Genomic DNA, 13,707 nt, shown 5'->3' with positions numbered 1-13,707 from the left:
CTTACAGGTTGATCAGCGTCTGGTCGACGGTCTGCTGGGTCTTGATCGTCTGCGCGTTCGCCTGATAGTTGCGCTGCGCGGTAATCAGGTTCACCAGCTCGCTCGTCAGATCGACGTTCGAGTTCTCGACCGAGCCGCCTTGCAGCACGCCGTGGTTGGTCGAGCCCGGCGACGAGATCTGCGCGACGCCCGAGGCGGCCGTCTGCCCATACTGGTTGTTGCCGAGATCGACGAGGCCGTTCTGGTTCGAGAAGTTCGCGAGCACGACCTGGCCGAGCGCAGCCGTCTGGCCGTTCGAGTAGTTGCCGGTCAGCGTGCCGTCGGTGCCCACCGTGAAGCTGGTCAGTTGGCCCGCGGCGTAGCCGTCGGTCGAGAGGCTGTTCACGCCGTCCTTGCCGCCGTACTGCGTCGTGGCGCCGAGGTTCAGCGCGATGTTCTGCGGCGTCGAGGAACCGTCGGAAGTCGGAATCGAGACGTTGAATGCGCCGAGCGTCTTGGTCGCCGAGCCGTCCGGGTTGGTCGTGCCGATCAGCGTGCCCGACGAGTTGAAGTTCGCCTGGCCGACCAGCGTCGCCGTGCCGGTCGAGGTGCCCGCGTACACGTTCCACGTGCCGGCTGCCGTCTTGGCGAAATACATGTTGACCGTCTGCGAGCCGCCGAGCGAATCGTAGGCCGTCGTGCTCGTCGAGTAGTTGTAGGTCGTCGAGCTCGCCTGGTTGAACGCGGTCGGATTCGGCTTGACGGTGTAGCTGTCGCCGTCCGCCGGCGTGCCGCTGAACGTGATGCTCTGGCCGTTGCCGAGCGTGATCGCGGTGCCCGCGGTAAAGGTTTGCGAATCCGAGGTCGTGCCGAGCGTGTTGTCCGTGACCGTGTAGGTGCCCGGGCCCGTGAAGTTGATCGTGTAGTCGTCGGTGTTGGTGCCCGAGGCGGCGTTGGTGATCGTCGCGCCGGTCGTGCTGAGCGAGCCGGTATTGCCCGTGCCGGCCGCCACGATCGGTGTGCCGAGCATCAGGTTGTCCTGCGCGTTCAGGTTCAGGCCGGCCGTGATCGAGGTAGTCGGCGACGGCGCGATGTTCGCGGTCGGCACCTGCAACGGCACGGTCTGCGCGGTGTTGATGACGCCCGCCGCATTCGCGCCGTAGCCCATCAACTGCAGCCCCTGCGCGTTGGTGATGTAGCCGTTCTTGTCGAGCTGGAACACGCCGTTGCGCGAATAGGTCAGCGTGCCGCTGTTCGACATCTGGAAGAAGCCGTTGCCGTTGATCGCCACGTTCAGCGCCTGGTTGGTCGTGGTGATCGTGCCTTGCGAGAACTGCTGCTGCACTTCGGAGAGCTGCGTGCCGATGCCGATCTGCTGGTTCACGGCGGTCGCGATCGAATTGGCATACATGTCGGCGAATTCGGCGGTACCGCTCTTGAAGCCGACCGTGTTGGCGTTGGCGATGTTGTTGCCGATCACGTCGAGATCGCTCGACGACGCCGACAGACCGCTCAAACCTTGTTGATAACCCATGACGTGCTCCGTATCTGGAAAGTCGTAACTGAATTGGTCTGAATCAGAGGATCGCGGCGACGCTGGTCAGCCCGACCGTCGAACCGTTCGACAGCACGAGGCCCGCCGTGCCGCTGCTCTGCATCACGACGCTTTGCACGGTCGCGCCGGTCAGCGTGGTGGCCGTGGCCTGCTGTCCGTTGATCGTGCCAGCCGCGGTGATCGTGTAGGTGCCGTCGGCAAGCGTGTTGCCCGCCGAGTCGGTCGGCGTCCAGCCGACCGGGATCGTGCCAGCCGACTGCTTGCCGAGATCGATCGTGTTGACGATCGTGCCGGCCGAGTTCTTCACGACCACCTGCAGATCGCTCACGTCGTTGGCGAGCGTGACACCGAACGCGCTGGCCTTGCCGCTCGCCACCGAGATCGAGTTGCCCGGCGCGAGCACGGTCGAGCCGATCAGCAGCGCGGCCTGCGATTGCTGGCCCGCCGAGAGCTGCGTCGACAGCGAGGAAAGCGACGTGTTGAGCTGGCTGATGCCCTGCACCGTGCTGATCTGCGCGAGCTGCGAGGTCATCTGCGAGCTGTCCATCGGATTGGTCGGGTCCTGGTTCTGCAACTGCGCGACGAGCAGTTGCAGGAACGTGTTCTGCAGGTCGGTGGCGGAAGTGCCTGAGGTGCCCGAGGTGCTGCTCGTCGAACCGGTCGAGCTCGTGCTGCTTGCTCCGTTCATCGTGTCGAGCAGCGTTGGCGAAACGGTCGTGCCGCTGCTGCCGATCGTGGTGTTGGTGGTCAAGGCTCTCTCCTCAGGTTCCGATCGTGAGCGTTTTCAGCATCAGGGTTTTGGCGGTGTTCAGCGTTTCGACGTTGGCCTGATACGAACGCGAAGCCGAGATCATGTTGACCATTTCCTGCACCGGGTCGACATTGGGCAGCGTCACGTAGCCGTCGGCGTCGGCGGCCGGATTGCCGGGTTCGTAGGCGGTCTTCATCGGCGACGGATCGTCGATCACACCCGTCACCTGCACGCCGCCGACCTGCTGCCCGGAGCCCGAGCGGGCGCCGCCCAACGGGTTCACCGCGAACACGACCTGCTTGGCCTTGTACGGCTGGCCGTCGGGGCCCGTCGTGCTGTCCGCGTTGGCGAGGTTCGACGCCGTCACGTTGAGCCGCTGCGACTGCGCCGACATCGCGGAGCCCGCAACACCAAAAATATTCATCAGGGATGGCATGTTTCCTGACCTCTCCTGCCGGTTCGCACCGGCTTCACGTTAAGTCCCGTAGCGTTCTGTTCGTTGCTGCCGCCTGCATCAGCTTCCCGACGTGATCGCCGAGAGCATCGTCTTGATCTGGTTCGACACCACCGTCATGCCCGATTCGAAATGCAGCGTGTTGTCGGCGAACTGCACGCGCTCGGTGTCGATGTCGACGGTGTTGCCGTCGAGCGCGGGCTGCGCCGGAATCCGGTATTGCAGGTTGCCGTAGTCGTCGGGGCTGCCGCCCGCCGCCGTGAGCGTGGTCTTGCCGCTCATGTGGCCGGGCTGGGTCGCCGTCATCGACATGCCGCTCGTTACGCCGGCCGGCTGCGTCATCGCGAGCGTCGAGCCGTTCGATGCGCCCTGGCCCGTGGTGCTGCCGCCCGTCTTCTTCAGCGCGCCGGCAAGCGACGACGCGAAGTCGACATCGCGCGCCTTGTAGCCGGGCGTGTCGGCATTCGCGATATTCGACGACAGCAGTTCCTGCCGGTACGCGCGCACATCCATCGCCTGCCGGCCGAACGCGAATTCGGCATCGAGTTTGTCCAGCATGGAAATCTCCCGAGAACGTTTCCAGCGCCTTCCCGCGTGCAATGAACTTGCGGACAGCGCGGCGGCCGGAAAGGCCTTTTTGCATGAGGTGCATCTTATGAGCCGAACGCAAGCAGCAATCGGACGAATAACCGGGTAAGGGGGCTTCTATTCAACGTTTGCGCGAGAGGGGCGCTCACTAGAATGCAAGGCGTACCGATGCATTCGATGGAGACTCGCGATGGACCAGCCCACTTCCGCCTTGCCGCTGCGTGCTGGCTCGCGTCCGCTCGCGCGTCTTGGCGCGCGGCTCGTCATGAACGTCGCGCTGTGGGTCGCGGGCGGCATCGTGCTGTTGCCGGGCACGACCCACGCGCAGGATGCAGGCGGCCCGATCGTGATCGCGGGGCCCGGCGAAAAGAATCCAGCGGCGCTCAACGATCTCGTGCAGCAGATGCAGACACCCGCGCAGCGCGCGTCGTCGGCGGCGTCGCTCGCTGCCGCCACCGCGCAGTCACTCGGGCGTGCACCCGCTACTCAGGAGAGCGATCCGTTCGCGCGCGCCGCGGGCGCGAGTGGCGCGATCGTCATTCCAGGCGCCCACGAAGCCGCCGCCGCGCCGGCGATGATCCGCACCAGCTTCAAACCGGACGCCAACGGCGTCGTGACGATTCCTGCGCCGGCCGATGCGGGAGCGTCGGGTGTGGCGCGCGTGAACGTCGAGCCGGCCGCGCGCGCGGCGATCCCGGTGAGGGTGGCGCCGACATCGAGCGCTGCGGGCAATGGCAGTGCGCAGCCCGTCGCCGCCAACACGCCGCAAGGCGGCGGTTTCGTCAGTCTCGCGTCGCGCGGCGAGCCGCCCGAATTCGGCGCGAACGGCAAACCGATTGCGACGGCCGCCGTGCAGGTGGGCGGTGCGGCGCTCGCGAAAACGCAGACGCAGATGCCGACGTCAACGCCGACGCCAATGCGGGCCGCGCCAGTACGCCAACCGGCTACGGCGCTCGCACAAAGAAATTCGCGGATAGCCGCGGCCGCGGCCACGGCGACACTCGCGCAACCCGCACAACCCGCGCCGCTGCCCGGCCAGCAGGATCCGGAAGCGATCCACGCCGCCGCGCTCGCGTTCCTGCAGCAACAGTCGGTCGGTCTGCCCGGCAAGATCGACATCACGGTCGCACCGGCCTTTCCGCGCGGCCTCGCCGCCTGCGCGTCGCTCGAGCCGTTCATGCCTTCGGGCGCGCGCCTGTGGGGCCGCATGACAGTCGGCGTGCGCTGCGCGGGCGAGAAGCCGTGGACCATCTATCTGCAAGCGCGCATCGCGCTGCACGCGACCTACTACCTCGCCGCACGCGTGATGGCGCCGGGCGAAGTGCTCACCGCCGCCGACCTCGTCGCGCGCGACGGCGACCTGACCGGCCTGCCGCAGGCGATCGTCACCGACCCGTCTCAGGCGGTCGGCTCGGTGTCGCTCGTGCGGATCGCGAGCGGCATGCCGTTGCGCCGCGACATGCTGAAGAGCGCGTCGGCGGTCGCGATCGGCCAGACCGTGCGGGTCGTGGCCGCCGGCGACGGTTTCTCGATTTCGGCCGAAGGCAGCGTGATGAACAACGCGGCGCCGGGCCAGCAGGTGCGGGTGAAGACCGCGAACGGGCAGATCATCTCCGGCATCGTCAAGGACGGTGGAACGGTCGAGATCCAGATGTGAGCGGGCTCGCCACGATGCGCTTCGCGTGCGGACCGGTTACCGGAAAAGTGGCGGCAACGCCGCGCGGAGACGGTGCGGCGTATGGGGCTGGGGCAGTTGACGGAGCGAAAGCGGTGTGGAAAGGCCCGGATGGCCTCGCAAAGCCGGGCCGGGAGTCGGGCGATTGCGCTAAAGTTTTGATCAGCGGTTGCCGTTATCAGGATCAAATCGTTCAGGAAGCCAATCGTGAAAGTCGATTCCACCATCTCATCGAATCTGCCGACGTTGAAAGACGCCGTGTCCCGCTCGCAGCAGAGCGACGCCGCATCGGCAGCCGGCGCGACACAGAGCGCCACCCAGGGTGCGAGCACGGCCGCGGGCAGCGCAGCGGGCGACGCGAGCGTCAGCCTGTCGGGTCTGTCGCAGCATCTGCGCAGCCTCGCGGCATCGGGTTCGGCCGACATCGACACGACCCACGTCGAGTCGATCAAACAGGCCATCAAGGACGGCACCTTGCAGATCGACTCCGGCAAGATCGCCGACGGCGTGCTGCAGACGGCGCGCGACCTGTTGCAGAACAAGACCTCGTCGACCGGCAACTGATCGGCACCTCGCCGTGTGGTGACGTGCCGGGCGACGTCCGACAAATCCGGCTCGCGCGCCCTGTGCGAGCCGGCTTGCGTAGCGAGTTGTTGACATGAAAGACGCCCTGGTTGCCACCCTGATCGAAGAATATTCAACCGTCGAGGCGTTCGCCTCGATCCTCACGCTCGAAACGAAGGCGCTGGCCGCGGTGTCCCCGCTGGAACAGCTGCCTGCGATCGTCGAGAAGAAAACCGAACTGATCGGCGTGCTCGCAAAGCTCGAAGCCGCGCGCGACACGCAATTGGCCGAACTCGGTTTCCCGGCTGGCTGGTCCGGCATGGAACTCGCGGCCAGCACCGACGCGCAGCTCGCCACGCAATGGAAGCTGCTGCAGAAAGCGGCCGAGCGCGCGCGGCGCGTCAACACCAACAACGGCGAGCTGATCCGCGTGCGGATGGATTACAACCAGCGCGCGCTGACGGCGCTGCAGGTCAACGTGCCGCGCAAGGTCAATCTGTATGGACCGGACGGACGGATTCCGGCGCATTCGGGGCTGTGATTTGCGGGCTTTGATTCGAAGACGTTAATTCGAAGGCGTTGATTCGCGGGCTTTGAGTAAAGCGGCCCGCATCAACATCTCGCTGCCTGAAGTGCTGGTGCAGGAGATCGATGCCTAAGCGCAAGCGCGCGGCATTTCCGGTGCTCGCCGCCGAGAACATGAAATAAATGACTGACGCGTGAAGAACAGTGTGCGGCAGGTGCGCACCTCACGCAGCGCCACCCGATGCCGGGCGCCGCACCGGTTCAGAAGTGGCCGGACGCTTGCCGATCCGACTTCAGCTCGCCTCGGCGTTTGCCCAGGCCATTTCCCGCAGCCGCGCGCGCAAGCGCGCCACGGCCTGGCCGTGCAACTGGCACACGCGTGATTCGCTCACTTCCAGCACCGCGCCGATTTCGCGCAGGTTCAAGCCGCGCTCGTAGTAGAGCGACATCAGCAGCTTCTCGCGCTCCGGCAGACGGTCGATCGCTTCGACGAGCGCCGAGCGCAGGCTGTCGTCGAGCAGCGCCGACAGCGGGTCCGAATGATCGACGCAATGGCGATCCAGAAACGGTTCGTCGTCGGCGGAACGGTCGAAGTCTTCGTAATAGATGAGCTGACTGCCGTGCAGGTCCTGCAGCATCGACTGGTATTCGTCGAGCGGCATCTGCATATGCTCGGCAATCTCGGTTTCGCTCGCCGAGCGGCCGAGGTTCTGCTCCACCTTGTGCACCGCCGTTTCCACTTCGCGCGACGTGCGCCGCAAGCTGCGCGGCAGCCAGTCGTTGCTGCGCAACTCGTCGAGCATCGCGCCACGAATCCGCTGGCTGGCATAGGTCTCGAACTGCGCGCCCTGGTCTTCCTTGTAGCGACCGGCGGCATCCAGCAAACCGATCATGCCGGCCTGGATCAGATCGTCGAGATCGACGCTCGCCGGCATCTTCGCAACAAGCTGCAAGCCGAGTCGACGCACGAGCGGTGCGTACTTCGTCAGAACTTCGGCCTGGGAGATCTTTCCCTGAGCGTTGTACATCGTGCTCCCCTTGTCCTCGTGCAAGTCTCTTAAGCGTGCTGCGCGGACGGTTGGTCGGCGTGGTGCGCCGCTGTAACTGCCGCAGGCGCCCGCGAGGGCGTTTGCGACGACATCGCTGGCCGCATCGGCCAGTATTGCAATTCGGCGGCGAGCTGGCGGAAATCGCGCGCCGCAGGTGTCGACGGAAACGCATCGACCACACAGCGCGACAACTCCAGCGCCCGCGCCATGCGCGTGTCGGCGGCAATGCAGCCGGCGGCTTCGAGCGTCACCGCCAGATAGCGCCCGGCCACGCCGGCGAAATTCGCGAATGCGACATGCGCGTCGCGCGCGCTTTGCACGTGATTCGCGAGCACGCGGAACTGCGCGATCGCGTGCGCGTAATGCAGACGCTTCATGCGCACATACGCGTCGGTGATCGCCTGGGCCGACACGCGCGTGACGATCATCACGTCGTGCGCCTGCGTCGCGAACGGCGACAGGTGCCCTTGCGCGTCGAGTTGCGCATCGATCAGCACGATGTCGGCGGACCCGCCGAGCAGCACGCTGAATTCGGCCTCCGTATGACCCTCGCGGTTGTTGCGCGACGCAGCCAGCACCGAAAAGCCGAGCGCATGGCGCGCGGCGGCGAAATCGACCGGCATCTCGCCGCGCATCACCGCCGAAAAATTGCCCGCGCCGCGCAGACCGCCGAGCATCGCGCTCACCGATTTCTCGCCCACGCATTCGTCGATCACGAGCACGTCCTTGCCCTGCTGCGCGAGCGCCGCGGCGAGATTGACGACCACCGTCGTGCTGCCCACGCCCGCCGACGCCCCCGTCACCGCGATCACGCGCGCGCCGCCGCGCGCGAGCAGCCGCCGCAATCCTTCCGCCTGATCCGAAACGAGCTTATCCAAAGCGAACCTCGTGCAGCTCGGCCGTCGAACGTGCGGACAGCGCGGACAACAAGGCGGGGATGTCGTCGTCCTGCGGCACGAACGGCGAGTGGTCGCGCGGAATGCAGAACGTGCTTTTAATCAGGAATTTCTTCGTCGCGACGTACAGGTTCTCCGGCACCTTCTGGCCGGTCGACACGTAGTGCACGGGCAGCTTGTAGCGGATCACCGTATCGAGCACGCCGCCCAGGTTCGTCGCTTCGTCGAGCTTGGTGAGGATGCAGCCGGCGAGCGGCTGCTGGTCCGGCGCGCGTTGATAGGCCTGCACGACTTCGTTCAACGTGTCGCCGTGGTTCGTCGCGTTGAGCAGCAGGAGGCGTTGCACCGGCTGGCCGGCGCGGCACAGCATTGCGATCTGATCGGATACGAGGCGGTCGCGCTGGCTCATGCCGATCGTGTCGATCAGCACGATGTGTTTGTTGCGCAGCTCGGAAAGCGCGAGTTGCAGATCGGCGCTGTCCTTCACCGCATGCACCGACACGCCGAGAATCTTGCCGAAGATGCGCAACTGCTCATGACCGCCGATCCGGTAGCTGTCGGTCGTGAGGAGCGCCACCTTGCTCGCGCCGAAGCGCATCACGCAGCGCGCGGCGAGCTTGGCCGTGGTCGTCGTCTTGCCGACGCCGGTCGGGCCCATCAGCGCGAACACGCCGCCGCGCTCCATCAGCGCGTCTTCGTCTTCCATGACCGGCAGGTTCGACTCGAGCACCGAGCGTACCCAGTCCATGCCGCCGTCCATCGTGTCGATGTCGTCGGGCAGATTGTCGACCATCATCTGCACGAGTTGCGCGGAAAAGCCCGCTGCGAACAGATGCTTGGTGAGCGCGGCGCGCGCCGGATTGCGGCGCTGGCGCTCGCCCCACAGGAGCCCCGCGAAGTGCTCTTCCATCATGCCGCGCATCGAGGACAACTCGTTCATTACGGTGTCCTTGACGACCTGCTCCATGCGCGCCTTGATCGCTTCGGCGACGGAGGCTGGCGTGCGGGTTTCGTCGGCGGCGGGCTGCGCGGGCGCGGGCTTCTGCGCGGTACGGCGCGCGGCGACCTGCGCGGCTTCGCGGGCCCACTCGGGCGTGTCGATGACGGGCGGCTCGGCGGGCCGGCGCGCGGCGCTGTTCATGTCGACCGCGCTGCCGAGGCCCCTGGCCGTCGCGGCGGCGGGCGTCATCGCGGCGGGACGCGCGCTGTATTCGCCGCCTGGTTGCTGCTGCTCGGCCGCGATGCGATGCGCGTGATCGATGAGCCACGGATTCGATTCGGCCATCGTGCGCGGCACGGCGGTTTGGGCAACAGGGGCGGCTGGCGTGACCGGCACGCCGGCGGCCTTCAGCAGATCCGCGCGGATGTCTTCCGACAGACGCGCTGCCGCGGCGCGGGCGCTCGAAGCCGAAGGCGCGGCGGGCGCTGCCTGTGTGTTGAATGCGTTGTTGATTGGCGGCTCGCTTGCGGCAGGCACCATGCCCGTTGCGACGGCCGTGGGCGCGCTCGCCGTTGCCGGATTGCCCGGCAACGCGGTCACCGGCGTAGACATTGTGGCGATAGCGGAATCCGCGACGGCACTCATCGACGCATTCACCGGCATCGCTTCGGCCCCCGCTTCCGGGCTTGCACCGAACACCGACGAAAACACGTCCGGCATCCCGCTCGCGTACGGATTCGCCGGCGCCGTGGACAAACCGCGCGACGCAACGGACGCCGCGGTCCCCACACCCGCGCCCGAGCCGAGCGCCGCAGCAGCAGCCTGCATGGCGGCGCTCGCCCCTTCGCGCGCTTTCGGCGTGATCGCGGCGAGATCGCTGTCGGCGAGCGCGACGATTTCGACGCTGCCGTCGTCCATCGTCCGATTCGACAGCACGACCGCATCGGGGCCAAGTGCTTCGCGAACGAGACGCAGCACATCGCGACTGGTAGCACCGACAAATTTACGAATGTTCAAGCTGGACCCCCGACGCGGTAAACGGACTAACGAACTCACGGGCCAGCGATAGACCGCTTCCCATTGAGATCAATTATTGCGAAAGCTGTCGAGTGACGATCGATGGATAAAGACCGTTAAAAGCAGGCTATTCGCACGATGGAGACAAGCCCGGCATAGCGCGCAAGTGGGTGATGAAACCCGCCGCCCAAACAAAAACCGGCGCCTCGAAGCGCCGGTTTTCCCCATCGATCCGCTCGCACGCAAAGCATGTCAGCCTTGCGCGCCGATCAGATTCACCACCTTGACGTTTCTCGTATCGGGCACTTCCGCATACGACAGCACCTTCAACTGCGGCAAGCTGCGGCGCAGGAAGCGCGCGAGCATCGGCCGCAGCGCGTGCTGCACGAGCAGCACCGGAGCGAGCCCCAGATTCTGCTGACGCGTCATTGCCTTCTGCGTCTCGGTGAGCAGCGTATTCGCGAGACCCGGCTCGAGGCCAGGGTTCGGACCCGTCGACAGCGCCTGCGACAGCACGCGCTCGAGGTTCGCGTCGAGCCCCATCACCTGCATGTCGCTGGTGCCCGGAAACCACTGCTGCGTGATCGCGCGGCCAAGCGCGAGGCGCACCGCCGCGGTCAGTTCGTGCGCGTCGGTGATCTTCACCGCGTGCTCGGCGAGCGCTTCGAGAATCGTGCGCATGTCGCGGATCGGCACGCCCTCTTCGAGCAGGTTCTGCAGCACTTTCTGCAGCGTATTGAGCGGCAGCGCCTTTGGCACGAGATCGTCGACGAGCGACGGCGTGTCCTTCTGCATCCGCTCGATGAGCGCCTGCACTTCGCGGCGGCCGAGCAGTTCCGACGCATGCGTGACGACGAGGTGATTGAGGTGCGTCGCGACCACCGTGCTCGAATCGACGACCGTGTAGCCATACACCTGCGCCTGTTCGCGCAGGTTCGTATCGATCCAGATCGCGGGCAGCCCGAACGCCGGGTCCTGGGTCGGCGTGCCGGGCAGCGCGGCCGACACCTGACCCGGGTTGATCGCGAGCCACTGGCCCGGATACGCTTCGCCCGCGCCGACCTCGACGCCCTTGAGTGCAATGCGATAGCCGTTCGGCCGCAATTCGAGGTTGTCGCGGATATGAATGACCGGCGGCAGGAAGCCGATTTCCTGCGCGAACTTCTTGCGGATGCTCTTGATCCGCTTGAGCAGTTCGCCGTCCGAGTTCTTGTCGACGAGCGGAATCAGCCGGTAGCCGACTTCGAGGCCGAGCGTGTCGATCATCGTCACGTCGTCCCAGCTTGCCTCGGCGTTCTCGGCCGGCGCGAGCGCGGCCGGTGCGACGTCGACGAGCGCGGTGCTGCTCTTGCGCTGCTCGGCGCGCTTTTTCATGGTGCGGCCGAGCTGGATCAGGCCGCCGCCGAGAATCAGGAACGCGAAGTGCGGCATGCCCGGAATCAGACCCATCAGCACGAGGATGCAGCCCGTAATCATCAGCACGCGCGGATTCGTGAACAGTTGCCCCGTCAGCTGCGTGCCGATGTCCTCGTTGGTCGCGACGCGCGAGACGATCACGCCGGCCGCGGTCGAAATGACGAGCGACGGAATCTGCGCGACGAGGCCGTCGCCGATCGTGAGCAGCGTGTAGTTCTTGCCGGCCGCCGCAAAACTCATGTCGTGCTGGACCATGCCGACGATCAGCCCGCCGATGATGTTGATGACCATGATGAGCAGACCGGCGATCGCGTCGCCGCGCACGAACTTGCTCGCGCCGTCCATCGAGCCGTAGAACTCGGCTTCCTGCGCGACTTCCGCGCGGCGCTTCCTTGCCTGTTCCTCGTTGATGAGGCCGGCGTTCAGATCGGCGTCGATCGCCATCTGCTTGCCGGGCATCGCATCGAGCGTGAAGCGCGCTGACACTTCGGCGATCCGCCCCGCGCCCTTCGTGATGACCATGAAGTTGATCACCATCAGGATCACGAACACGACGATACCGACCGCGAAATTGCCGCCCACGAGGAAGTGACCGAACGACTCGATCACCTGGCCCGCCGCATCGGGACCGGTGTGGCCTTCGAGCAGCACGATCCGCGTCGACGCGACGTTCAGCGAGAGCCGCAGGAGCGTCGAGAACAGCAGCACGCTCGGGAACGCGGCGAAGTCGAGCGGCTTCATCGTGTACATGCTGACGAGCAGCACCATCACCGAGAGCGCGATGTTGAACGTGAACAGCAGGTCCAGCAGGAACGGCGGCAACGGCAGAATCATCATGCCGAGGATCATGCAGATCAGCACCGGCCCGGCGAGGGCGCGCAGATTGGTGCTGCTCAAGGCGTCCGGGCGTCGGGAGAGGAAACCGGCGCGAGCGTTCATGCGGAGGCTCCCGTTCTGTCGTTATTGGCGTCGTCGTTAGTGCCGTCGTTGGCGGGGTTGAGCGTGTCGGCGGCTTCCCCGGCCGCTTCTTCGTCGGACACGCCGCCCTTGTCGAGTTCGGCGGGCACGTCGAATTCGGTCGGTGCGACCGGCACGGCGCCGCCTTCGGTCCTGAAGCGCCGCAGCTGGTACACCCACGCGAGCACTTCGGCGACCGCGCCATAGAGCGGCCCCGGAATCTCGCGGTCCAGCTCGACGTTGTGATAAAGCGCACGTGCGAGCGGCGGCGCTTCGAGCAGCGGCACGTTATGTTCGGCGGCGAGTTCGCGAATCCGCACGGCCACGAGGTTCACGCCCTTGGCGACCACCTTCGGCGCGCGCATCTCGCCATCCGTGTATTGCAGCGCGACCGCGAAGTGCGTCGGGTTCGTCACCACCACGTCGGCCTTCGGCACCTGCGACATCATCCGGCGCCGCGCAATCGCGCGCTGCTGCTGGCGAATCTTGCCCTTGATGTGCGGATCGCCTTCGCTTTCGCGATGCTCGCGCTTCACTTCTTCCTTGGTCATGCGCAGCTTCTTGTGGAACTGCCAGAGCTGGTACGGCACGTCGAGCGCGGCCACTGCGAACATGCCGGCTACCGTCATGCCGCAGCACACCGCGATCAGATGCACGGAGTTGGCGAGCGCGAGATTGAGCGGCTGCGTCGCGAGCGCGAGGAATTCGTCGCGGCGATTCCAGATCGCGGTGCCGCCGATCAGCCCGACCACGAGCGTTTTCGCGAGCGACATGCCGAGCTGGATCGGCCCGTTGATCGAAAAGATCCGGCCGAGGCCCGTGATCGGGTTGAGCCGGTTGAACTTGGGTTCGAGCCCTTTCGCGGACAGTTGCCAGCCGCCGAGCGCCATCGGCGCGAGCAGCGCGGCGAGGCCGGTGAAGCCGAGGATCGGCAGCAGCGCGTAGAGCCCTTCGCGGCCCGCCGCGCCCGCGCCGATCAGCATGCGGCTCGTGTCGACCGTGCTCGCATGGTTGAACGTGAGCGACGCGCGCAGCATGTTCTGCAAATGCTCGCCGATGCTGCCGGACATCCCCCACACGCCGTAAAAACCCGCCGCCAGCAGCGCGAACGTCGACAGCTCCCGCGAACGTACGATCTGCCCCTCCTCGCGCGCCTTCTGCAGGCGCCGGGGAGTGGCGGATTCGGTTTTTTCGAGGTCGCTGTCCTCTGCCACAAAGCTCTCCAGTCGGCCGAGGCACGGCGCCTCTTTCCAGTGAGAGCGATTATTCACGCTCGGCGCAAGCGCCGATCGACGGATAAGGACAGGGAAACGGGGGTATTTCGGCGGATGGCCGGGCGCC

General features: G+C 66.1%; 12 protein-coding genes. 3 read left to right on the top strand and 9 right to left on the bottom strand.

All coding sequences use genetic code 11. From position 1 onward, the window contains the following. Window position 1 precedes the first annotated feature (1 nt). The 4 genes from B9Z01_RS11990 to flgB form a co-directional block, all read right to left on the bottom strand. Window positions 2–1,513, bottom strand: a complete 1,512-nt coding sequence (locus tag B9Z01_RS11990; protein ID WP_085483143.1) for a flagellar hook protein FlgE — start codon at window positions 1,511–1,513, stop codon at window positions 2–4. A 43-nt stretch (window positions 1,514–1,556) separates the two neighbouring features. Continuing rightward, window positions 1,557–2,285 carry a flagellar hook assembly protein FlgD gene (locus B9Z01_RS11985; RefSeq protein ID WP_085483141.1) on the bottom strand — a complete coding sequence of 243 codons (729 nt, stop codon included), beginning with the start codon at window positions 2,283–2,285 and terminating at the stop codon, window positions 1,557–1,559. Between the two features lie 10 nt (window positions 2,286–2,295). Beyond that, a complete protein-coding gene (flgC, locus tag B9Z01_RS11980; RefSeq protein ID WP_085483139.1) occupies window positions 2,296–2,721 on the bottom strand; it encodes a flagellar basal body rod protein FlgC in 426 nt (141 codons plus the stop codon). 78 nt (window positions 2,722–2,799) lie between these two features. Beyond that, window positions 2,800–3,297 (bottom strand): flagellar basal body rod protein FlgB, encoded by a 498-nt coding sequence (gene flgB / locus B9Z01_RS11975; protein WP_085483137.1) that lies wholly within the window; start codon window positions 3,295–3,297, stop codon window positions 2,800–2,802. Between the two features lie 220 nt (window positions 3,298–3,517). Between flgB and flgA the strand changes: the two genes are divergently transcribed. The 3 genes from flgA to B9Z01_RS11960 all read left to right on the top strand — a co-directional run bounded on the left by flgA (window position 3,518) and on the right by B9Z01_RS11960 (window position 6,107). After that, window positions 3,518–4,984 carry a flagellar basal body P-ring formation chaperone FlgA gene (gene flgA, locus B9Z01_RS11970; protein WP_085483135.1) on the top strand — a complete coding sequence of 489 codons (1,467 nt, stop codon included), beginning with the start codon at window positions 3,518–3,520 and terminating at the stop codon, window positions 4,982–4,984. Between the two features lie 225 nt (window positions 4,985–5,209). Next, complete coding sequence (gene flgM / locus B9Z01_RS11965; protein ID WP_085483133.1) at window positions 5,210–5,566, top strand: flagellar biosynthesis anti-sigma factor FlgM; 357 nt, start codon at window positions 5,210–5,212, stop codon at window positions 5,564–5,566. A 94-nt stretch (window positions 5,567–5,660) separates the two neighbouring features. Further along, window positions 5,661–6,107, top strand: coding sequence for a flagella synthesis protein FlgN (locus B9Z01_RS11960; protein ID WP_085483131.1), 447 nt, complete (start codon window positions 5,661–5,663; stop codon window positions 6,105–6,107). A 277-nt stretch (window positions 6,108–6,384) separates the two neighbouring features. Here the strand turns inward: B9Z01_RS11960 and B9Z01_RS11955 are convergent, their stop codons facing one another. The 5 genes from B9Z01_RS11955 to flhB all read right to left on the bottom strand — a co-directional run bounded on the left by B9Z01_RS11955 (window position 6,385) and on the right by flhB (window position 13,580). Beyond that, window positions 6,385–7,119 carry an RNA polymerase sigma factor FliA gene (locus tag B9Z01_RS11955; RefSeq protein ID WP_085483129.1) on the bottom strand — a complete coding sequence of 245 codons (735 nt, stop codon included), beginning with the start codon at window positions 7,117–7,119 and terminating at the stop codon, window positions 6,385–6,387. A gap of 29 nt (window positions 7,120–7,148) precedes the next feature. Next, a complete protein-coding gene (locus B9Z01_RS11950; RefSeq protein ID WP_085483127.1) occupies window positions 7,149–8,018 on the bottom strand; it encodes a MinD/ParA family ATP-binding protein in 870 nt (289 codons plus the stop codon). Then, on the bottom strand, window positions 8,011–9,993 hold the full coding sequence (gene flhF / locus B9Z01_RS11945; RefSeq protein WP_085483125.1) for a flagellar biosynthesis GTPase FlhF: 1,983 nt from the start codon (window positions 9,991–9,993) through the stop codon (window positions 8,011–8,013). The genes B9Z01_RS11950 and flhF overlap by 8 nt, the downstream gene beginning before the upstream one ends. 252 nt (window positions 9,994–10,245) lie before the next feature. Beyond that, the gene (flhA, locus tag B9Z01_RS11940) at window positions 10,246–12,348 is read right to left on the bottom strand and encodes a flagellar biosynthesis protein FlhA (RefSeq protein WP_085483123.1); all 2,103 of its coding nucleotides are present in this window, start codon (window positions 12,346–12,348) and stop codon (window positions 10,246–10,248) included. Beyond that, window positions 12,345–13,580 carry a flagellar biosynthesis protein FlhB gene (gene flhB / locus B9Z01_RS11935; protein ID WP_085483121.1) on the bottom strand — a complete coding sequence of 412 codons (1,236 nt, stop codon included), beginning with the start codon at window positions 13,578–13,580 and terminating at the stop codon, window positions 12,345–12,347. The genes flhA and flhB overlap by 4 nt, the downstream gene beginning before the upstream one ends. Window positions 13,581–13,707 lie beyond the last annotated feature (127 nt).

The sequence above is a fragment of the Paraburkholderia susongensis genome (genome assembly GCF_900177725.1).
GTDB lineage: Bacteria > Pseudomonadota > Gammaproteobacteria > Burkholderiales > Burkholderiaceae > Paraburkholderia > Paraburkholderia susongensis.
The sequence above is the reverse complement of the archived record's forward strand: the minus strand, read 5'-3'. Positions and strand labels throughout refer to the sequence as shown.